Raw genomic sequence first — 20,150 nt, 5'->3', positions numbered from 1 at the left:
ACGTTTTTGGTGCATTTGTTGTCGATCTTCCGTGGCAGCTTACGCCAAACCTGACACAGCGGAGATTTCAGGATGGTTGATCTTCCCAGCAAGGCCCGAGTGGTCATCATCGGTGGCGGCGTCATCGGATGTTCGGTCGCGTATCATCTGACCAAGAAGGGCTGGACTGATGTTGTTCTTCTAGAGCGCAAGCAACTGACCAGCGGCACCACCTGGCACGCGGCGGGCCTGATCGGGCAACTGCGCGCCTCTTCCAACATGACCAAACTGGCGCGCTATTCCGCCGAGCTTTATCTGGGCCTTGAGGAAGAGACCGGTGTCGCCACCGGCCTGCGTCAGGTCGGGTCCGTTTCGGTCGCCCTGACCAGTGAGCGGTTGGAAGAGCTACACCGAAATGCGGCAATGGCCCGCGCCTTTGGCGTGCCGGTCGAAGAGCTGTCACCGACCGAAGTCAAAGAGCGATATGAGCATATCAACCTCGACGGTGTGGCAGGTGGCGTCTGGTTGCCAACCGATGGCCAGGCGGATCCTGCTAATATTGCCTTGGCGTTGGCCAAGGGTGCGCGTCAACGCGGTGGGATGATCAAGGAACGGGTGAAGGTGACCGGGATTTCCCGGCACGGACGGCGTGCAACCGGTGTCGACTGGGTCAGTGATGACGGGCAGTCCCAAGGGCATATCGCCTGCGATATGGTTGTTAATTGCGCGGGAATGTGGGGGCGCGAGATAGGCAAGATGGCCGGTGTGAATGTGCCGCTGCATGCCTGCGAACATTTCTACATCGTCTCTGAACCCATTGAAGGGTTGAGCCAGATGCCGGTTCTGCGGGTGCCAGATGAATGCGCCTACTACAAGGAAGATGCAGGCAAAATGATGCTGGGCGCATTCGAGCCCAATGCCAAACCCTGGGCCATGAACGGTATTCCAGACAGCTTCGAGTTCGACCAACTGCCCGAGGATTTCGACCACTTCGAACCGATCCTCGAAGCGGCCTGCAACCGGATGCCAATGCTGTCCGAGGCGGGTATTCACACCTTCTTCAACGGCCCTGAATCCTTTACTCCCGACGACGCCTATCACCTGGGTCTGGCACCCGAGATGGACAATGTCTGGGTCGCGGCCGGGTTCAACTCGATCGGTATCCAGTCCGCCGGTGGCGCGGGCATGTCGCTGGCCGAGTGGATGGATACCGGTGAAAAGCCCTTTGATCTGGGCGACGTGGATATCGGTCGGATGCAGCCGTTTCAGGGCAATAAGAAGTACCTTTTTGAACGCTCAAAGGAAACGTTGGGACTGCTCTACGCCGATCACTATCCCTATCGCCAGAAAGCCACCGCGCGTGGTGTGCGCCGAACCCCGTTCCACCATCACCTGAAAGAACAAGGCGCCGTTTTTGGCGAACTCGCAGGTTGGGAACGCGCCAATTGGTACGCGAATGAAGGGCAGGAGCGCGAATACCGGTACAGCTGGAAACGCCAGAACTGGTTCGAGAATTCCGCTGCCGAGCACAGAGCCGTGCGCGAGAATGTGGGCATGTATGACATGTCTTCCTTCGGCAAGATTCGCGTGGAAGGCCCTGACGCTGAAAAGTTCATGAACTACATCGGCGGGGGAGACTACTCGGTCCCTGTCGGCAAGATCGTCTATACGCAGTTTTTGAACCGCACGGGCGGGATCGAAGCGGACGTCACCGTGACCCGCCTGACCGAAACTACCTATCTGGTCGTGACCCCCGCAGCCACGCGCTTGGCGGATCAGACATGGATGATGCGCCATGTCGGGAATTTCAACGTGGTCATTACGGATGTCACAGCGGGTGAAGGCGTTCTCGCTGTCATGGGGCCAAACGCTCGGGCTCTGCTGGAAAAAGTCTCGCCCAACGATTTCACAAACGCGAACAACCCCTTTGGCACCGCGCAGGAAATTGAGATCGGCATGGGCCTCGCCCGCGCTCATCGTGTGACCTATGTGGGTGAGCTTGGGTGGGAAATCTATGTTTCCTCGGACATGGCGGGCCACGTCTTCGAGACGCTGCATGAGGCCGGTCAGGACATGGGGCTGAAGCTGTGTGGTATGCACATGATGGACAGCTGCCGGATCGAAAAGGGATTCCGCCATTTCGGCCATGATATCACCTGTGAGGATCACGTGGTTGATGCTGGTCTTGGCTTTGCCGTCAAGGTGGACAAAGGTTGTGATTTTATCGGGCGTGAGGCGGTGATTGCACGAAAAGAAAGCGGCCCCAAAAGCCGTCTGGTACAGTTCCGTCTGACCGACCCTGAACCGTTGTTGTTCCACAACGAGCCGATCGTGCGTGATGGCGAATATGTCGGCTACCTGAGTTCCGGCAACTACGGTCACAGCCTCGGCGGTGCCATCGGAATGGGCTATGTACCGTGCGAAGGTGAAAAGGCCGCAGACGTTCTGGGTTCAACCTATGAGATCGATGTTTGCGGCGTGAAGGTCAAAGCCGAAGCATCGCTTAAACCGATGTATGACCCGAAATCCGAACGGGTGAAGGTCTGACAGACAGGGCTGGGGGCTCTGCCCGCGCCGCCCGTGCCGGGCGACTCCCCCGGGATATTTTGGGCCAGATGAAGTGCGGATCCCTTGCTTCACCTGGCTCTAAATATCCTGGAGCGCGAGGCAGAGCCTCGCATTTTGGCGGCAACAGCTGCGGTCAGCTAACTTATCACAAATCGTTATGTGACAGTTCACTGTTTTCAGAGTTTTCAATCCGTTCAGTTCTGCCGTAAACGAAACCGGTATCAACCGGAGAACCTTCGTGACAGACACGCCTTTACCACCTCAGAATGCGGACACGCCCAAAGGTCTGGCTTTAGCTGTCACGGCGTATGTCCTGTGGGGATTTCTGCCGCTTTATATGAAGGCGATGGATCACATTGGACCGGTTGAGGTGGTGGCGCATCGGGTTATCTGGTCTGTTCCGGTTGCAGGTTTGCTTCTGGTCGCGCTGGGGCGTACCCGGGACTTGAAAGCTGCACTGGGCAATCCCGGGATGCTGGCCATGGCAGCTTTGACGGCGGCGCTGATTTCCGTGAACTGGGCGATTTATGTTTGGGCGATCTCGACGGGGCACGCGCTGGACGCGGCGCTTGGGTATTACATCAACCCGCTTTTCAGTATTGCGTTGGGCGCAATTCTGCTGCGTGAGCCCCTGACGCGGACTCAATTGTTTGCGGTGGGGCTTGCCGCGTTGGGCGTTCTTGTACTTGTTCTCGAGGCAGGGCGGCTTCCCTGGGCGGCGCTGAGTTTGATGGTCAGCTGGGGTTTCTATGCGTTCTTCAAGAGATCCCTTCCAATTGGTCCCAACCAGGGCTTTCTGCTTGAGGTCCTGATCCTTTTGATCCCGGCCTTGGCTTATGTCACCTGGCTGGGCGTGCAAGGCACAGGCCATTTTGGGGTCGCGATGTCTGATACCCTACTGTTGTCCTGCGCCGGTATCGTCACGGCGGTTCCATTGCTGGTCTATGCGAACGGGGCCAAGCTGGTGCGCCTGTCGACCATGGGCATCCTGCAGTACATTGCGCCGACTATGATTTTCATTACAGCCATCACTCTGTTTGGTGAGAAAATCGACACCGGACGCATGATCGCATTCCCCCTGATCTGGGTGGCATTGGTCATTTACTCGATCCCGATGATCCGGCAGGCGCGGGCTCAGGCCTGAAGCAACAGGCGTGCTGCAGCATCTGCCCACAGCGCATAGGCCCGGGGGCTTGGGTGATAGCCGTCCGGTGCCGCCAGGGCCGGGTCGTCGGGCAGATCAAGCCTTAGATGTTGCACGTGTGAATGGACGGAAACAACCTGTTGCAACGCATTATCCAGCCGCGCAGCCTGACGGCCAAGCACCCAGGCCAATGGGTGTGGCAGGGCGGGAAACCTGTTCATTTGCGGAACGCCGGTGATGATTATGCGCCGCGCCCCCAGGTCTTTTGTCAGGATGTTGATAAGCTGCGCCTGACGATCCGCAAATGTGCGGCAAGAGACGGCGCGGGTGACATCGTTCACCCCCAAAGCAGTGACCACCGCATCGAATTCGCCCTTTATGCGGCTCAGGCGGTCAATCGTATCCAGCGTCGTGTGCCCTGTGGTGGCCTCAAGTTGCCATTCAACCGTGTGGTGTCTGGTCAGCCGGTCCACAAGCTGCCCCGACAAGGCCTGCGCCTGAGTTCCCGCGCCCACTCCGGCCGCCGAGCTGTCGCCGGTGATCAGCAGACGCAGGCGGGGGCCACGCCCTGTTCGGCCCGCTCGCGGGCCAGTCGGCTCCGGCAAAAGCCGGGCATTGCGGCGCACCAAAAGGGCTTGCGCGGCCAGAATGGGCAACAAGGGCACACGTAAAACCTGGTCGGGTGCTATCAGAGTGCGCATCATCAAGTCACGTCAGGGCGTTTTTGAATTCCAGAAAACGAGCGTCAGTCATCACGCGCGCCATCATCGCCTCGCGTAATGCGCCGACTGTTTTGTAGGGGCGCATGGCCACTTCGAAGATTTGGATCAGACCATCCTCGTTCAGCGTAATGAGGTCAACGCCAATGCCGTCCAGATCTCCAATCTTGCATTGAAACTCCAGTGCCCAATCGTTGCCAGCGCCCATGATCCTGCGATACCGGAAGTCGGAAAAGACCTGCCCGACATGACCAAGAACGGCAGCCACAGGTGAGCGCCCGGTCCAGGTGCTGTAATAGGTTGGTGGCAGGAACTGCACATCTTCGGCCAGCAGATCGTGGATCAGCGCCTCATCGCCCTTGGCGACAACCTCTTGCAGTCGTTCAATTGTGGGGTGCATGTCCTGTCCTCCTGCGCAGAAGTTCACTGATCATGACCGTGCGCGCAAGGACGACGTTGCGGGAAGGTGCGTGCTGAGATAGGCAGGCCCGCATGACCGAAACCTATGCCCCCCCGCAAACCGCGCTGGACGTGCTGCACGAAGATGCGCAGCTGATTGTGGTGAACAAACCGTCAGGTCTGCTTTCTGTGCCGGGGCGGGGCGAGCATCTGGCTGATTGTCTTCTGACACGCGTGCAGGCGGCATTCCCTCAGGCGCTGCTTGTGCATCGACTGGACCGGGACACATCAGGTGTCATGGTTTTTGCCCAAACACCCCATGCGCAACGGCATCTGAGTATGCAGTTCGAGAAGCGGCAGACCCGGAAAACCTATATTGCCCGTGTCTGGGGGCGTATGGAGCCAAAGACCGGCACCGTTGACCTGCCGTTGATCGTGGACTGGCCTAACCGACCCAGACAAATTGTGTGTCATGATACGGGTAAACCTGCTGTCACCGATTGGCGCGTCGTGAAACATGAGGGCGAGACCTCTCGCCTACGTTTGTTTCCCAAAACCGGGCGGTCTCATCAGTTACGCGTTCATATGCAGGCATTGGGTCACCCGATTCTGGGCGATCCGTTCTATGCAACAGGTGCGGCAAGGGAATTTCCCAGATTGATGCTGCATTCCGAAGAACTGCGCCTGAAGCATCCCGAGGGCGGGCACTCGATGAAATTTCGCGCCCAGCCCGATTTCTGATCTCAGACAATTCCGGCCCACAGCATCTTCAGGTTGCCCAGCGAAATGCGTCTTGTTCGTTTCGTCGAAACCGGCTGGCGGCAATGGCGCTCCTGCGCGAGCTCACGTTCAATCTCGAAGGCACGCAGTGTGTGATCCTGTGACCATTGACCAAGCTTCAGTGTCATCATGACGTGGTTGTCGAGGTGCGGCATTTCTTGGCTCCTTGTGTGATATCCACCCATTATCGCGCGTCACTGCTGACAGCATGTTGTCAGTGGGGTGTGCTAGGGTGTCAGCAGAGTGTCAGGAGAATGCGATGCGCCGTTCGACCCGTTTGTTTGAAATCATCCAGATCTTGCGGGCCGCAAGTGCGCCGGTCACGGCGGAAGCACTGGCCACCCGGCTGGAGGTGTCCATGCGCACCGTCTATCGTGACATTGCCGAATTGCAGGCCCAGCGAACACCCATCGAAGGTGAGGCCGGTGTCGGCTACATGATGCGGCGTGGTTACGATTTGCCACCGCTGAATTTCGACGCCGAAGAGGTTGAGGCTCTGTGGGTTGGCCTGTCTCTTCTGGCGCGCACCGGCGACAGCCACTTGCAGCGCGCTGCAAGTCGAATCTGTCGGAAGATCGATGCACTGCATAGCCCGACCGATTGGTTGCAGGTTTCACCCTGGGGGGCTCCGGCGGATGATCCCGAGAAGGGATGTGTTTCTGTTTCGCATTATGCGAAGCTATTCGGGCAGAACGGAAAATTCGCATCACTTACGTAGATGGTGAAGGCGAACAAACCATCCGCGTGGTGCGCCCGCTAGCGCTGATCTATCATATCGAATGCACGTTGCTGGCAGGGTGGTGTGAAATGCGAAGCGGCTTTCGCCATTTCAGAACCGATCGCATCTGGTCCAGTGAATACACTGACGAAGGATTTCTGGGACAGGGTAAATCTTTGCGTGATCTCTGGCAGGAACAACAGCACGCGGGCACCTTTGCGGAACCGGTATGAATGGCCTTTGGCGGGTATTCGCCTATTTCACCGCATTGTTGCTTGAGCCTGTGAGCAAGCGCAGTGATATACTGGGTGAAATGGATCAAGCCCGAAGAACGGGTACCGGAGCAGAAGGTGATATCATGACGATTTCAAAGTTTTTTCTGGCGACAGGCCTGTGTTCAATCATGGCGGTGACGGCCTGTACCGATCCGGGCACCCTGACCGTTCAGAACGACCCCAACAAAAATACGAAGCAGGGTGCGGTTCTGGGTGGCCTTATCGGCGCGGGTGTCGGCGCGATTGCCAATAACTCGAACCCGGGTCTTGGGGCGCTGGCCGGTGCCGCCATTGGTGCCACGGGTGGCGGTCTGATCGGCAACCAGTTGGACAAGCAGGCTGCGGAATTGCGTCAGCAACTGGCAAATGACGGGATTACAATCGTCAATGCGGGTGACCGGCTGATCGTGACCGTCCCGAATGACATTACGTTTGACACGGACAGCTCGACCGTGCGCCCGGCGCTGCGGGCGGATCTGGTGAAAGTGGGCCAGAACCTTGTCAACTATCCCAACTCGAACGTGCAGATCATTGGTCATACCGACAGCGACGGCGACGCGTCTTATAATCAGGGATTGTCCGAGCGTCGCGCAAACGCGGTCGCGGATATCCTGCAGGCCAATGGTGTCAGCTACAGCCGTATCAGAACCTACGGTCAGGGTGAAAACAACCCGGTCGCGTCCAACCTAACGCCGCAAGGAAAAGCGCAAAACCGGCGGGTTGAGATTGTTGTGGTCCCCAGCGGAAACGCGTGATCCTGAAACGCAGGACCGGTCTGGCCCGGCCGCTGTTGCGCAATGACTGTGCGTCAATGGGGGTTTGGTCGGGGTCAATCTCGGTCTAACTATTGGGAAACACTGAAACGGAGTTGTCCCTGATGTCTCAACCGACCCTGCTTGGCCTGTCCGGCTCCCTGCGCAAGGACGCGACGAACCGCAAGCTGCTGCGCGAAGCGGCCCGGTTGTTCGACCCTGTCAGCTATGCCGAAGCAGACCTGAACCTGCCGCTTTATGATGGCGATCTGGAGGATGCCGAAGGGATACCGGCATCTGTTCAGATGCTGGCCGACCAGATCGGGCAGGCGGACGCGGTGATCATCTCGACGCCCGAGTACAACAAAGGGCCTTCGGGAGTTCTGAAAAACGCACTGGACTGGGTCAGCCGGACAAAGGGCAATCCATGGGCGGGCAAGCCGGTTGCCGTGATGTCGGCGGCGGGTGGCCGCGCTGGCGGGGAAAGGGCGCAGATGATCCTGCGCGCTTGCATGGTGCCCTTTCAGCCCCGCATCTTGCAGGGTCCGGAAATCCACCTCGCTGACAGTTCGAATGAATTCGACGAACAGGGAAAGTTGCTGTCCGAACGGTATGAAAAGTCACTGCACATGCTGATGCAGAAACTCAGGGTCGAGGCCGGTTTCTGAGCTTGGACTGCGCATATGTTGGAACAAAGTCAAAGCGATATCCTTGACCCGGCCCGTGCCGCTTCGTTTCAGGTTGCGTTGGGCTCTGAGCCAACAATTGCCAAAGGCTCAGCTCTGCCGCCATTCTTCCATCAGCTCTATTTCTGGGCGCCGCAACCGCCTGCTGCGCTGGGGCGGGATGGGCATCCCAAGGTGGGTGGCCTGATCCCGGATATGGGATTGCCCCGCAGAATGTGGGCCGGTGGGCAATTGGAATTTCATGCACCGCTGATCGCGGGTATCCCTGCTGACAGGACATCGGTTCTTGAAAACCAAAGCGCAAAAACAGGGCGCTCCGGACCGTTGGGTTTTGTCACGTTGCGGCATGAGATACGGCAAGGTGGCCAACTTTGTCTGACAGAATGGCAGGACCTTGTTTATCGTGAAGACCCCACGCCGGATGCAATAACTCAAACGCCGCCTCGTTCACGCACGGATGAAACGGATATCCACGCGGTTGCGTTCGATACCACCCTGCTGTTTCGCTACTCAGCGCTGACCTTCAACGGCCATCGCATTCACTACGATCTGGACTATGCGCGCGATGTGGAAGGATATGCAGGGCTGGTTGTGCACGGGCCACTTCTGGCGCAGCTTCTGATGCTGTTTGCAGTTGATCTTGGCGGACCACTCAAGTCGTTTTCTTTCCGTGCGACCTCGCCGTTGATGCATTTCGAGACTGCCCAGCTGTGCCGGAACGGTCAGGACATGTGGGTGCGCGGCCCGGATGGGCGGCAATGCATGAAAGCTGTGGCCCTATCACAGTGAGGCTCCGGGGCGGAAGTCATCGGGGATCGAATCCCTGTCCTCCAGCATCAGATCGGCCATAACATCGGCCACTTTCGGAGCCATGCCAAAGCCGATCTTGAAACCGCCATTGGCGATGAACTGACCCTGATGCAACGGATGCAGGCCTAACATCGGGGCGCGGCTTTTGCTGCGGGGACGCACCCCGGCCCAACGTTCGATCACCTCGGCCCCGTGCAAAAGCGGCAGCGCGCGCGTGGCCCGGTCTATGATATCGTCCAATGCACTGTCTGTGCTGGTTGGGTCGTCATATTCCCGTTCAGACGTTGATCCGATTGCAAGCGTTCCGTCCGCATGTGGCACGATATGGACCGCATCCGCGAAAAGCTGTGGCACCTCTCCCGCGTCAAAGCGCAACAGGGCGGCCTGACCTTTGACACCGTTTCCGACGGTCTTTCCGTAGGCGTCGTTCAGTTCAAGTAATCCGGCTAGGCCCGTGGCGTGGACAACCTGCCCTTTATCATCAGCGCTACTGACAACGTGGACACCCATGACCTCAAGGGCTGCAACCAGAGCGGCGCAGGCCCGCCGGGGATGCATGCGCGCCGTCAGCGTATCGCGGATGACAAAGCCGGTGGGGCTGGGCGGGCACCACGATCCGGCCTGCGATGTGCTGATCACCCGCCATTCTGCCCGCCCCTGCCAAAGCTGATCGGCTGAACCTTCGCGTTGCCGGGCCAGATCCAGACTGCGGGCGTCAGGAATGGGTTGAAGACGGCCCAGCCGCCCGTAGCCGGGAGAAACGCCGCCGGTACCCTCGACCTGATGCCAAAAGGGTTCGGCCATGATCAGGCTGTCGAATTGGAAAGCTTTCTTAGCATTCCAGTTTTCAGGCACGTGCGGGGCCAAGGCCCCCACCAGACCGCCGCTGGACCCGGAGCCCGGCCCAAAAGGATCGACGACCTGCACCTTCGCGCCCCGACGGGCGCAGGTCCAGGCGATGGACAGGCCGAAAATTCCTGCCCCGCGAACCGTCACATCGATCATTGCCAATTCCCTTTTCCTTGTTCAGTGTCGCGCCGCTTAGCTACAGGATTCCCCGATGGCAGACCAGCATGCCGAATTGACGTGGACCGAGGATCAGATACCGGTCTCGGACCGTTTCGACGATCCCTATTACTCGTTGCAGAACGGGCTGGAAGAGACGCGCCATGTGTTTCTTGCAGGTAATGATCTGCCAGAACGTTTTGCGCCGGGGTTTCATATTGCCGAGCTGGGCTTTGGCACCGGTCTGAACCTGCTGACGGTCTGGTCTGAATGGGAGAAATCCGGCCAAACAGGGCCGCTTCGGTTCACCAGTTTCGAAGCCTTTCCCATGGCCACGGATGATATGCGTCACGCGCTTGAGGCCTTCCCCGAGTTGCACCCGTGGTGCAGCCGGTTTCTGGCCCATTGGACAGGTCGCGCGTGCAGTCTTGAAACCCTTCAATGCGAAGTGATCATCGGCGATGCGCGCAACAGCCTGCCGCAATGGACTGGCCTGGCCAACGCCTGGTTCCTCGACGGGTTCTCTCCTGCCAAGAACCCAGAATTGTGGGGGGCAGATCTGATGCAGCAAGTGGCGGCGCATACAGCCACCGATGGTACCGCAGCCACATATACGGCCGCCGGGTTTGTTCGACGCGGGCTTCAGGATGCCGGTTTCACCGTCACCCGTACATCCGGTTATGGCCGAAAGAGGCACATGACGCGGGCGCTCAAGGCATGACGCAGAAAAACAATGCAGGTGCGGGTATCGCCCTGATGGTGGGCGCGACGATTGTCTTTGCCTTGCAGGACGGTATCTCACGCCATTTGGCCGGAACCTATAACACCTACATGGTGGTGATGATCCGCTATTGGTTCTTCGCGGCCTTTGTCATTGCGTTGGCGGCGCGATCCTCAGGCGGGTTAAAGGCGGCCATGCAGACGAACCAGATGGGTCTTCAGATCCTGCGGGGCCTGCTGCTGGCCACCGAGATCTGCGTCGCCGTATTTGGTTTCACAGTGCTCGGTCTGATCGACAGTATGGCCGTTTTCATAAGCTATCCCCTGCTTGTCGCGGCGCTGAGCGGTCCGGTTCTGGACGAAAAGGTCGGATGGCGGCGCTGGGTCGCGATCGGCGTTGGTTGCATTGGTGTTCTGATCATTCTGCAGCCGGGCGTTGGTGTCTTTGATCCTTGGGCCGTCATACCGCTGATCTCGGCGTTTTTGTTTGCGATCTATGGCCTGCTGACGCGCTATGTCGCACGTCAGGATAGCACGGCCACCAGCTTTTTCTGGACCGGCGTCGTTGGCGCCGTCGCCATGACCCTGTTTGGAATGTGGTTCTGGGAGCCAATGGCCCGCAGCGACTGGCTCTGGATGGCGTTGCTGTGCGTCAGCGGGGCAACGGGGCACTGGCTGCTGATCAAATGTTATGAGATGGCCGAAGCCAGCGCCGTCCAACCCTTTGCCTATTTTCACCTGGTCTGGAGCGCGATTCTGGGGATTTCGATCTTTGGTGAAACACTGCGCCCTGAAGTTGTCGCGGGCGCAGCGATTGTTGTAGCCGCAGGGCTTTTTACCTTATGGCGCGAACGCCGCCAGCGATGATCCGATCAGTTCCTGCGAAAACGGAACCGGCAGGGCGGGCTGCCCCAGTCGGGCGCGGTAGACCGGCAAGCTTTCGGTCACGCGCATCACATAGTTGCGCGTCTCATCGAACGGAATGGTCTCGATCCAGTCTACGATATCCACCTCGCCGGTGCGTGGATCACCATAGCGTTCCATCCACGAGATCGGGCGCTTTGGACCAGCATTGTAACCCGCCGCCATCATGACGACATTCCCGTTGAACTCGGTCGCAAGGCCCGAAAGATAGTTGGCGCCAAGCTTGGCGTTGTATTGCCAGTCCGACGTCAACCGACCGGTCTGATGGCCGCTGAGTATCCCCAGCTCTCCGGCCACCAGCTTGGCCGTTGCGGGCATCACCTGCATCAGGCCGCGCGCACCCGCGCCGCTGACGACAACCGGATCAAATTCGCTTTCGCGTCGTGCGATGGCCAGCGTCATTTCCTTGGCCATTGGCAGACGCATGTCGGCCACCGGATGAACCGGGTAATAGGCCGCGGGCAAAACGGTGCCCGTGGTCGCTGCCCTCTTGGCGATCATGACGGCCAGATGCGGCTGTTTCAGCTCAATCGCAAGGTCGCCCAACTGGTTGGCCTGCACAGGGTCAAGACCTTCGACAAGATGCGTCAGGAACCTCTCGGACAAGTTGTCTTCCCCGGCCTTCAGCAACAGCAGCCCGGCTTCCAGAACGCTGGAAGCGGCGAACTCAGCCTGACGCCAGTGCGGCGCGCGACGCGGATTGGCCAGTTCCTTGTCAAATGGCCGTCCGATCCGTTCCGCCGCCAGCAGACCATAAAAAGAGGTCTGATGATCCGCGCCCATCGCATAGGCCTCATAGGCTTTGTCTGCTTCCCCAAGCTCGGCGTAAGCTCGCCCCAGCCAATAGCCGCCGCGCCCTTTCGAGATCGGCGATTGCACGGCATTCGAAAAATTCTGGAAGTGCCGCACGGCTGTGGCAGGGTCATTCAGTTTGCGTAGGGCCAGAAACCCGGCCAGCCACTCGAGATCCGCATAGGAATATCCCATTTCGGGGGTCATATGGTGCTTGGCCGCTACGTCATAAGCACGCGCTGCCCGCCCCGATCGCATCTCGAGCCGGGCCAGACGGCGGCGACCCTCGGCCCATTTGTCAGGCTCGCCCAGAGCCTCCGGTCCGGTTGACCGTGCCAGCATCAGGTCGACGGCGCTGTCATCCAGTTCTTTCTTGTCTCGCCAGACAAAACGGTCGAATGCCAGCCCCGGCGCATCTGCCAGCGACTTCGGTACCGCCGCCACCTTACCGTCTACGCCTGGCTGGCGTTTCTGCAATGCGATCCGTGCTTCGGCCAGCTTGCGCTCATCCGTGCTGACCAGGGGTAGCATCTGTTCTGCGCTGACCAAATGGCCATCCCACAGCATCCGGTCCAGCCGCGCGGCATGGTGCGGCTTCAGCAGTTTGTCAAAATTCTCCAGATAGTCTTTTTGCAACCCCGACCCCATCGGCATGGTACGCCAGGCTGTCACGATGTCGGCTTCCGCCTCGCCAATGCGCCCTTTGGCCTTAAGGGCCACCGCATAGTTCAGCGCGCCTTCAGCAGTCTGAGGAGTCAAGCCAGCGTAAAACTTCAGAACCCTGTCGGGATCGGCCCCGGTAAAGACCGGCTCACTCTTGCGGCGCAGCCAATCCAGCCCGGGCCAATCCGGGCGGCGTTCGAGAAACACCAGCACATCGCCCGAGCTGCCAAACCCCTCACGCAGCCAGTGCCAGACAATGACATCGCGCGAGACCGAGCCGCGCTGGCCCGATACGCGCAGTGCCGCGTTCCAGTCGCCCTTGCGCATTTCATAGAGCCCAGCGCGCAAATCACCGGCCGCGTCCGCGCGTACGGCTTGCGGTGTCGTCACTGCGTATAGAATCACACCAGTCAACAGTGCCAGAAAGCGTGTCATCCCTTGCATTTCCCAACCAACCGAGGATAGAGCCTGTGAGGATAAACCCTGCGCCGGCGGGATCAACTCACAAAGCTGGAAACGTGAGAGGCCGAGGCGCAAAAACCGCAATGTGCACCTTAAGGAGCGTGTCATGTTCAAAGGCTCGATGCCAGCCCTCGTCACTCCGTTCAACAACGGCGAGTTGGACCTGAAGACGCTTAAACATCTGGTCGAATGGCAGATCTCCGAAGGCTCGACCGGGCTGGTGCCCGTTGGAACCACCGGCGAAAGCCCGACGCTCAGCCATGACGAACACGAAACGGTCATCGAAGAAGTGGTCAAAACGGCTGCTGGCCGTGTTCCGGTTATTGCCGGTGCCGGGTCGAACAATACGGTCGAAGCCGTCCGGTTCGTTCAGTTCGCCGAAAAAGTTGGGGCCGATGCGGCGCTGGTTGTCACGCCTTACTACAACAAACCGACTCAACGCGGCCTGATCGCGCATTTCCAAGCCCTGCACGAGGCTGCGGATATTCCGATCATCATCTACAACATTCCCGGGCGATCGGTCATCGACATGACCCCCGCCACCATGGGCGAATTGGCCCGGTTGCCGCGTATTGTCGGGGTCAAGGATGCGACGGGCGATCTGGCGCGCGTCAGCCAGCAGCGTGCGATCTGTGGCAAGGACTTCTGCCAACTGTCCGGTGAAGACGCCACGGCACTGGGTTTCAATGCCCATGGCGGTGTCGGATGCATTTCAGTCACAGCAAACGTGGCTCCCAGACTCTGCGCCGAATTCCAGCAGGCCACATTGTCGGGCGATTATGCAAAGGCACTGGAATACCAGGACAAGCTGATGCCGCTGCACGAAGCGATCTTTATCGAACCCGGGTTGGTCGGCGCCAAATACGCGCTCAGCAAACTGGGTCTCTGCAGCACTGAAGTCCGCTCGCCTCTGACCGAGCTGGAAGACAGCACAAAGGCCGCGATTGAAGCAGCAATGGCACACGCGGGCCTCATCTGACCCGGTCTTCAGAAACCGGAAAAGGCGGCCTCGACTACCGAGCGCCGCCTTTTTCTTTTTCAGGATCCAGACTTCATCTGGCCAAAAATATCCCGGGGGAGTCGCGGTGTGCCGCGGCGGGGGCAGAGCCCCCTCAACGTTTGCCGTAATAAAGCCCAACGACATGTTCAGCCTGCGCAAAGAACAACCAGCGCGAGGTCGCGACACCCGCCAGATGCGATGCCACCGCCAGCAGGGCCAGGAAATGGTTGAATGGCAGGACCAGCAACAGAACCGGCAGGACAAAGGCCAATACAAACGAGATCACCCGCAATTTCTGTGCATGTTTGCGCCCGACCACATGAACAAACTCACGCAGCAGATAGTTGGTACCGGTATGCGGTGGCTCGAACGCTCTGACTGTGCCCCGGTTACCCAAACCTGTCGCCGTGCCCAGATCCGTTCCGGATGCCTCCAGCGCTTTGTCGCCTTTCTTCCAATACAAGAATTGAACCAAAGCGGCGATCAGCAGAAGCGGAATAGCAACACGTGTCTGGCCCGCCAGCAACGCACCACCCGCCAGACTGAAGCTCAGGAACATGGCGGGGGTCAGGTTCATATTCCAGCGCGGGATGGTCTTGAGTTGCGTGTAGATCATCGATGTCGTGAACACGGTCGCCAGTGACATCAAGGCTCCGACCCAACCCAGCAGGCTCCAATGCCGATCCAGAAACACTACGCCAATCGCATAAAGTCCCATGACGACCAGGGCGAGCACGGCACACCAGCCTTCACGGCTGAGCCAGCTGGTTTTCCATTGGGTAAAAGCCTTCAAGGCCCGTTCCGGGTGGCCGAGGTGGAAGGTCGAGGCCATCAGCCCTCCGACGGCCAGACCGTAAGCAATGGCGAAGAACACAAAGGCCACCCAGCCCGAGACGGCCGGAAAGCCAAGACCAAGGAAGATGAGCAAACCGAAGCCCAGACCGGACAGGGTGGTGAAGAGGATGACGGAGGGTGCAGGATGCATCAGAGTTTCTCCAACGTCTTGTCGAGCCAGCCGAGGAAGCCCTTGGGCTCTTCAGCGACAGGTGCCAACAGGGGGGCCAGGATGTCGATCTGATCTTCCACCGTGTCTTTCGGGCGCGGCGGCAGATATTTATTGACGGGTTTGGTGCCCATTTCGGGCATCAGGTCCATTCCGCCGCGATCCGCAACAAGCTTGCTGACGTCGCTGTCCGGATTGCCCAGATCGCCAAAGTGCCGCGCGCCCGCCGGACAGGTTCGAACACAGGACGGAATCCGGTCCACCTCGGGCAGGTTCTCGTTGTAGATCCGGTCGACGCAGAGGGTGCATTTCTTCATCACCCCCTCGGCCTTATCCAGTTCACGCGCGCCATAGGGGCAGGACCAGGCACACAGGCCACACCCGATGCAGTCGCTTTCATTGACCAGCACGATGCCATCCTCGACCCGCTTGTAACTGGCCCCGGTTGGGCAGACGGTAACACAGGGCGCGTCTTCGCAGTGCAGGCAGGATTTCGGGAAATGGATCAGTTGCGCGTGCCCTTCCGCCGGTTGCACCTCGTAGGAATGCACGCGGTTCAGGAAAGTGCCCGACGGGTTGGCGCCATAGGCATCCTGATCGGACAGCGGCGCGCCGTAATTTTCCGTGTTCCAGCCCTTGCAGGAAATCACGCAGGCATGGCACCCAACGCAGGTGTCCAGGTCGATCACCAGACCCATCTTGCGCTCGGTGGAGTTCGGTAGCTGGGTCATGTCAGGATACCTGTGCTGTTGAGGACGGGTGAGGGGGCCAGCCCCCTCTTGAGCCTGCGGCTCAATTCACCCCCGGGATATTTGTGGCCAGATGAAGAGCGGGTCCGGGTCATTCGCCCACCTTCCACGCCAAATTCGCAGGGCCAGCTCCTACCGGTGATTTGATCGGGTCAAAATGAGGCTGGCTCTGAGCATCGGCGGGCGCGTCGGCCTTTTCGATTTTGACTTTCAGGTCAAACCATGCGGCCTGACCAGTAATGGGGTCGGAGTTGGCCCAGCGTAGCCCGTCGCCTTTTGGCGGCAATAATTCGTGGATCAGGTGGTTGAGCAAAAAGCCCTTAGTGGCCTCGGGCGCGTCATGCTGCAGGGCCCAGGCGCCTTTGCGTTTGCCGATGGCGTTCCATGTCCAGACGGTGTTTTCGTTCAGGGCGGCCATTTCCATCACAGGGACGGTAATCTCACCATGAGGGGATGTGATTTTGGCCCAATCTCCGTCGCTCAGGCCGTGCTTGTGCATCAGCTTGGTCGGAACATAGAGCGGGTTTCGCCCGTGCAACTGCCGCAGCCAGGCGTTTTGCGTGCCCCAGCTGTGATACATCGCCATCGGGCGCTGGGTCAGCGCGTTGACAGTGAAGCCGTCGTTGCCCTGCTGGTCTGTTTCGTACCAGATTGGAAGTGGGTCCATCGTGTCTTTGATCCGCTGGCGCAGATGATCAGGCGGCTGTCGGTCGCCATGGCCTTCGGCTGCCAGCTGAAACTTGCGCATCGGCTCGGAGTAGAGTTGGAATAGGTATGGCTGCGGGCTGTCATAGAGCCCCATGCCCACGGCCCATTCCTGATAGGCCGCATTCCATGGTTTGTAGTAATCCGCGCCTTGCGGGATATGCGCCACGTAGAAGCCGCCGTTCTCTATATAGCGGTTCAACTGATCCGGGTTGACTTCTCCGCGCCCTTCCTTGTCGGCATTTTCGCCACGGAATCCAGCCAGTGGGCCAATACCCGGCTTGCGTTCGTGATTGACGATATAGTCGGCGTAATCGACCCATTTTGCGCAGCCGTCTTCATGGGTGAAGCCCGGAAGTTTCATACGGTTTGCGAGATCGATCAATACTGACTGAAACCCGCGCACGTCACGGTCCGGTTCGATCACAGGCCAGCGGATTGCGTCAGCGGCCGCATCCGCCTCGCAAATCGGGCGATCCAGCAGCGAGATACAGTCGTGGCGTTCGAGGTAGGTTGTATCCGGAAGGACGAGGTCCGCGTAGGCCACCATCTCGGAAGAATAGGCGTCCGAATAGATGATGCGCGGGATCACGTAATCGCCGTTTTCACCCTTGTCCGTCAGCATCTCGATGACACCCTTGGTGTTCATGGTCGAGTTCCACGACATGTTTGCCATGTACATGAACAGCGTATCGATCTTGTACGGGTCGCCCGCATGTGCGTTCGAGATCACCATATGCATCAGCCCGTGGCTGGACATCGGGTTTTCCCAGGTGAAAGCCTTGTCGATCCGTGCGGGGCTGCCATCTTTCTTCAGCGCAAGGTGTTCCGGGCCGCGGACGAAACCCAGATGCGGGCCATCCAGGGGCGAGTTGGGCGTCACCTTGCAATGCGGTGTCGGGTGCGCCTCGATCGGTTTGGGGTAGGGGGGCTTGAAGCGGAAGCCGCCGGGAACCTCGACCGTGCCAAGGATGATCTGCAGCACATGCAGCGCGCGGCAGGTCTGGAAACCATTGGCATGAGCCGAAACGCCGCGCATCGAGTGCATCGCAACAGGGCGGCCAATCATCTTGGTGTGTTTCTCGCCCCGGAAATCGGTCCATTCGTGATCCAGCTCGAACGCCTCGTCAAAGGCGACGCGCGCCAGTTCCGCAGCAATCGCGCGAATGCGCTTGGCGGGAATACCGCATTTTTCGGCAACAGCTTCGGGCGCGTGTTCCTCAGACAGGTATTTTTCCGCCATCAAGTGAAACACAGGGCGATGAACGACACCGTCGTTTTCGTAGATCGCTGACAAATCCGGGCGAACGCCAGGCGTGTCGAAGGCCGTCAGCTTGCCTGTATTCCGGTCGATGACCAGGGGCTTTCCGTCATCGTCGCGCAGGAACAGGCCGTTTCCGGCGCCTTCGGACGCGTCCACCAAAACCGGGGCATTGGTGTAGCGGCTCAGATAGTCGAGATCGATCTTTCCGGCTTTCATCAGTACATGGATCAATGACAGGATGAACAGCCCGTCAGTTCCCGGTGTGATGCCGACCCAATCATCGGCGACGGCATTGTATCCGCTGCGGATGGGGTTGACGCCGATTACACGTGCGCCGCGCGCTTTGATCTTGCCAATACCCATTTTGATCGGGTTGGAGTCGTGGTCTTCGGCCACGCCAAACAACATGAACAGCTTGGTATGGTCCCAATCAGGCTGGCCGAATTCCCAGAACGCGCCGCCCATCGTATAGATGCCGCCCGCGGCCATGTTGACCGAACAGAAGCCGCCATGCGCCGCATAGTTGCAGGTTCCGAAATTTTGCGCCCAGAAGCTGGTAAAACTCTGACTTTGGTCCCGGCCGGTGAAAAAGGCCAGCTTTTCCGGGTTGTCTTTACGGATTGGCTCCAGCCAGCTGACAGCCAGTTCCAGCGCTTCGTCCCAGCCGATCTCCTCAAATTCACCCGAGCCACGCGGGCCGACCCGTTTCAGTGGCTTGCGCAGGCGCGAAGGGGCGTTGACCTGCATGATCCCGGCGGACCCCTTGGCACACAAGACGCCCTTGTTCACCGGGTGGTCGCGATTGCCTTCGATATAAGCAACCTTGCCGTCTTTCATGTGAACGTTGATGCCGCATCGGCAGGCGCACATGTAGCAGGTGGTCCTGCGGATTTCGTCCGAGACTTTCGGTGACGTATCAAGGATCGTCTGCTGATGGGTCATTTGCGGGTCCAGTTGGTTATGTCAGGAGGATTTTGTCAGTTTCCTCGGTATTTTAGAACATCGTTCCGGGAGCGGTGCGAAAATTAAGTGTTACAGTCTATTTGCCTGTAATGCGGTCACGGCGATCATCTGGGTCACATCCTCGGCGCTGCATCCGCGGGACAGGTCGTTGGCGGGTTTGGCCAGCCCCTGTAAGACCGGTCCGATGGCGGTGTAGCCCCCCAGTCTTTGGGTGATTTTGTAGCCGATATTGCCAGCATCAAGATTGGGAAAGATCATCACGTTGGCCTGCCCGGCGACAGACGAACCCGGTGATTTACGCTCACCAACCGAAGGTACAAAGGCGGCGTCGAATTGCAGTTCACCGTCGACGTTCAGGTCTGGCGCGGCCTGGCGCAGCATTTCTGTAGCCTCGATCACCTTTTCCACGTCCGGATGCTTGGCGCTGCCCTTCGTGGAAAAGCTGAGCATCGCGATCTTTGGATCGACCTGCAGCAGCGTCCGGGCCGATGTGGCGGATGCCATGGCAATCTTGCTCAGCTCGCCCGCGGTCGGATTGATGACCAGCCCGCAATCGGAATAGAGCATCGCCCGCGCCCCGGGCTGAGCATTTTCCGGCGGGTACATCAGGAAAAAGGATGACACCATTCCTGCATCGGGGGCCATGCCAATCACTTGGATGGCTGCACGGACGATTTCGCCGGTCGTGTGAACGGCCCCTCCTACGGTGCCGGTGGCGCGTCCGCTGCGCACCAGCATGGCGGCATAGACGGGGGGTGTTTCAACGGCAGCACGGGCTTTGGCCCGGTCGACGCCTTTATGCTGGCGCAGTTCGAAAAAGGTCTGGGCAAATTCTTCGGTCAGGTCCGAAGTCACAGGGTCATGGATCTCAACTCCGTGAGAGGCAGCAGCCCCCTGATCTTTCAGGGCTGCTTCGACCTCGGCGTACGGGCCAACCAGAATGATATCGGCCAGATTGGCCCTCTGCGCGTTGAGGGCTCCTTTGGTGATGCGGGGGTCGTTGCCTTCGCTGAGGGCGATTATGGGACGGGTGGCCGGAGCGTTTTGCCGCAACAGCTCGACGGGTGTCA

At 59.1% G+C, this 20,150-nt stretch carries 18 protein-coding genes and 1 pseudogene; 10 read left to right on the top strand and 9 right to left on the bottom strand.

Annotated elements, in window-relative coordinates; translation table 11 throughout:
• The first annotated feature begins 72 nt into the window (after positions 1-72).
• Entirely contained in the window at positions 73-2,526 is a 2,454-nt protein-coding gene (locus tag AC2FNC_RS14720) for a GcvT family protein (RefSeq protein ID WP_496715717.1), read from the top strand.
• A gap of 259 nt (positions 2,527-2,785) precedes the next feature.
• On the top strand, positions 2,786-3,691 hold the full coding sequence (gene rarD / locus AC2FNC_RS14715) for an EamA family transporter RarD (RefSeq protein ID WP_496715715.1): 906 nt from the start codon (positions 2,786-2,788) through the stop codon (positions 3,689-3,691).
• Here the strand turns inward: rarD and AC2FNC_RS14710 are convergent.
• Both AC2FNC_RS14710 and AC2FNC_RS14705 read right to left on the bottom strand, forming a co-directional pair.
• Positions 3,682-4,395: an SGNH/GDSL hydrolase family protein gene (locus AC2FNC_RS14710; protein WP_480517810.1), complete on the bottom strand. Its 714-nt coding sequence runs from the start codon at positions 4,393-4,395 to the stop codon at positions 3,682-3,684. The genes rarD and AC2FNC_RS14710 overlap by 10 nt on opposite strands.
• Positions 4,396-4,399: 4 nt before the next feature.
• Positions 4,400-4,810, bottom strand: a complete 411-nt coding sequence (locus tag AC2FNC_RS14705) for a nuclear transport factor 2 family protein (RefSeq protein WP_480474118.1) — start codon at positions 4,808-4,810, stop codon at positions 4,400-4,402.
• A 92-nt stretch (positions 4,811-4,902) separates the two neighbouring features.
• On the opposite strand from AC2FNC_RS14705, the gene AC2FNC_RS14700 reads away from it, so the two are divergent.
• A complete protein-coding gene (locus AC2FNC_RS14700; RefSeq protein WP_480517808.1) occupies positions 4,903-5,550 on the top strand; it encodes an RluA family pseudouridine synthase in 648 nt (215 codons plus the stop codon).
• Between the two features lie 2 nt (positions 5,551-5,552).
• Here the strand turns inward: AC2FNC_RS14700 and AC2FNC_RS14695 are convergent, their stop codons facing one another.
• On the bottom strand, positions 5,553-5,744 hold the full coding sequence (locus tag AC2FNC_RS14695; protein ID WP_480484088.1) for a hypothetical protein: 192 nt from the start codon (positions 5,742-5,744) through the stop codon (positions 5,553-5,555).
• 104 nt (positions 5,745-5,848) lie between these two features.
• Here AC2FNC_RS14695 and AC2FNC_RS14690 point away from each other — a divergent pair.
• The 4 genes and pseudogenes from AC2FNC_RS14690 (at position 5,849) to AC2FNC_RS14675 (ending at position 8,809) form a co-directional block, all read left to right on the top strand.
• Positions 5,849-6,540 (top strand): annotated as a pseudogene (locus tag AC2FNC_RS14690) (helix-turn-helix transcriptional regulator).
• A 125-nt stretch (positions 6,541-6,665) separates the two neighbouring features.
• Positions 6,666-7,337 carry a YiaD family glycine zipper/OmpA-like lipoprotein gene (locus tag AC2FNC_RS14685; RefSeq protein ID WP_209505259.1) on the top strand — a complete coding sequence of 224 codons (672 nt, stop codon included), beginning with the start codon at positions 6,666-6,668 and terminating at the stop codon, positions 7,335-7,337.
• A gap of 122 nt (positions 7,338-7,459) precedes the next feature.
• Positions 7,460-8,002 (top strand): NADPH-dependent FMN reductase, encoded by a 543-nt coding sequence (locus AC2FNC_RS14680; protein WP_480474115.1) that lies wholly within the window; start codon positions 7,460-7,462, stop codon positions 8,000-8,002.
• Positions 8,003-8,017: 15 nt separating this feature from the next.
• Complete coding sequence (locus tag AC2FNC_RS14675; protein ID WP_480474114.1) at positions 8,018-8,809, top strand: HTD2 family dehydratase; 792 nt, start codon at positions 8,018-8,020, stop codon at positions 8,807-8,809.
• On the opposite strand, the gene AC2FNC_RS14670 is transcribed toward AC2FNC_RS14675, so the two are convergent.
• Positions 8,801-9,835 (bottom strand): NAD(P)/FAD-dependent oxidoreductase, encoded by a 1,035-nt coding sequence (locus AC2FNC_RS14670; protein WP_496715714.1) that lies wholly within the window; start codon positions 9,833-9,835, stop codon positions 8,801-8,803. The two genes, AC2FNC_RS14675 and AC2FNC_RS14670, sit on opposite strands and share 9 nt — an antisense overlap.
• A 55-nt stretch (positions 9,836-9,890) precedes the next feature.
• Between AC2FNC_RS14670 and mnmC2 the strand changes: the two genes are divergently transcribed.
• A complete protein-coding gene (gene mnmC2, locus AC2FNC_RS14665) occupies positions 9,891-10,556 on the top strand; it encodes a tRNA (5-methylaminomethyl-2-thiouridine)(34)-methyltransferase MnmC2 (protein WP_480517800.1) in 666 nt (221 codons plus the stop codon).
• Positions 10,553-11,422 (top strand): DMT family transporter, encoded by an 870-nt coding sequence (locus tag AC2FNC_RS14660; protein WP_496715712.1) that lies wholly within the window; start codon positions 10,553-10,555, stop codon positions 11,420-11,422. The genes mnmC2 and AC2FNC_RS14660 overlap by 4 nt, the downstream gene beginning before the upstream one ends.
• Here the strand turns inward: AC2FNC_RS14660 and AC2FNC_RS14655 are convergent.
• Positions 11,396-13,369: a lytic transglycosylase domain-containing protein gene (locus tag AC2FNC_RS14655; protein ID WP_496715711.1), complete on the bottom strand. Its 1,974-nt coding sequence runs from the start codon at positions 13,367-13,369 to the stop codon at positions 11,396-11,398. The genes AC2FNC_RS14660 and AC2FNC_RS14655 overlap by 27 nt on opposite strands.
• 133 nt (positions 13,370-13,502) lie before the next feature.
• On the opposite strand from AC2FNC_RS14655, the gene dapA reads away from it, so the two are divergent.
• Entirely contained in the window at positions 13,503-14,375 is an 873-nt protein-coding gene (gene dapA / locus AC2FNC_RS14650; protein WP_480474109.1) for a 4-hydroxy-tetrahydrodipicolinate synthase, read from the top strand.
• Positions 14,376-14,508: 133 nt separating this feature from the next.
• Here the strand turns inward: dapA and AC2FNC_RS14645 are convergent, their stop codons facing one another.
• The 4 genes from AC2FNC_RS14645 to pta form a co-directional block, all read right to left on the bottom strand.
• Positions 14,509-15,381, bottom strand: coding sequence for a dimethyl sulfoxide reductase anchor subunit family protein (locus AC2FNC_RS14645; protein WP_480517794.1), 873 nt, complete (start codon positions 15,379-15,381; stop codon positions 14,509-14,511).
• The gene (locus tag AC2FNC_RS14640; protein ID WP_480517792.1) at positions 15,381-16,130 is read right to left on the bottom strand and encodes a 4Fe-4S dicluster domain-containing protein; all 750 of its coding nucleotides are present in this window, start codon (positions 16,128-16,130) and stop codon (positions 15,381-15,383) included. Before AC2FNC_RS14640 ends, AC2FNC_RS14645 begins: the two co-directional genes overlap by 1 nt.
• A 109-nt stretch (positions 16,131-16,239) precedes the next feature.
• A complete protein-coding gene (locus tag AC2FNC_RS14635) occupies positions 16,240-19,059 on the bottom strand; it encodes a molybdopterin oxidoreductase family protein (RefSeq protein WP_496715710.1) in 2,820 nt (939 codons plus the stop codon).
• Between the two features lie 90 nt (positions 19,060-19,149).
• Positions 19,150-20,150 (bottom strand): phosphate acetyltransferase (gene pta, locus AC2FNC_RS14630; protein WP_496715709.1); only part of this gene is annotated, 1,001 nt, incomplete at its 5' end.

The organism is Ruegeria sp. BHSA123 (assembly GCF_059613425.1).
The sequence above is the reverse complement of the archived record's forward strand: the minus strand, read 5'-3'. Positions and strand labels throughout refer to the sequence as shown.

Excerpts from the sequence above, each read along its gene's own strand:
- AC2FNC_RS14720 (WP_496715717.1), top strand. The coding sequence starts at position 73 with ATGGTTGATCTTCCCAGCAAGGCCCGAGTGGTCATCATCGGTGGCGGC.
- AC2FNC_RS14710 (WP_480517810.1), bottom strand. The coding sequence starts at position 4,395 with ATGATGCGCACTCTGATAGCACCCGACCAGGTTTTACGTGTGCCCTTG.
- AC2FNC_RS14705 (WP_480474118.1), bottom strand. The coding sequence starts at position 4,810 with ATGCACCCCACAATTGAACGACTGCAAGAGGTTGTCGCCAAGGGCGAT.
- AC2FNC_RS14700 (WP_480517808.1), top strand. The coding sequence starts at position 4,903 with ATGACCGAAACCTATGCCCCCCCGCAAACCGCGCTGGACGTGCTGCAC.
- AC2FNC_RS14695 (WP_480484088.1), bottom strand. The coding sequence starts at position 5,744 with ATGCCGCACCTCGACAACCACGTCATGATGACACTGAAGCTTGGTCAA.
- AC2FNC_RS14685 (WP_209505259.1), top strand. The coding sequence starts at position 6,666 with ATGACGATTTCAAAGTTTTTTCTGGCGACAGGCCTGTGTTCAATCATG.
- AC2FNC_RS14680 (WP_480474115.1), top strand. The coding sequence starts at position 7,460 with ATGTCTCAACCGACCCTGCTTGGCCTGTCCGGCTCCCTGCGCAAGGAC.
- AC2FNC_RS14675 (WP_480474114.1), top strand. The coding sequence starts at position 8,018 with ATGTTGGAACAAAGTCAAAGCGATATCCTTGACCCGGCCCGTGCCGCT.
- AC2FNC_RS14670 (WP_496715714.1), bottom strand. The coding sequence starts at position 9,835 with ATGATCGATGTGACGGTTCGCGGGGCAGGAATTTTCGGCCTGTCCATC.
- mnmC2 (WP_480517800.1), top strand. The coding sequence starts at position 9,891 with ATGGCAGACCAGCATGCCGAATTGACGTGGACCGAGGATCAGATACCG.
- AC2FNC_RS14660 (WP_496715712.1), top strand. The coding sequence starts at position 10,553 with ATGACGCAGAAAAACAATGCAGGTGCGGGTATCGCCCTGATGGTGGGC.
- AC2FNC_RS14655 (WP_496715711.1), bottom strand. The coding sequence starts at position 13,369 with ATGACACGCTTTCTGGCACTGTTGACTGGTGTGATTCTATACGCAGTG.
- dapA (WP_480474109.1), top strand. The coding sequence starts at position 13,503 with ATGTTCAAAGGCTCGATGCCAGCCCTCGTCACTCCGTTCAACAACGGC.
- AC2FNC_RS14645 (WP_480517794.1), bottom strand. The coding sequence starts at position 15,381 with ATGCATCCTGCACCCTCCGTCATCCTCTTCACCACCCTGTCCGGTCTG.
- AC2FNC_RS14640 (WP_480517792.1), bottom strand. The coding sequence starts at position 16,130 with ATGACCCAGCTACCGAACTCCACCGAGCGCAAGATGGGTCTGGTGATC.
- AC2FNC_RS14635 (WP_496715710.1), bottom strand. The coding sequence starts at position 19,059 with ATGACCCATCAGCAGACGATCCTTGATACGTCACCGAAAGTCTCGGAC.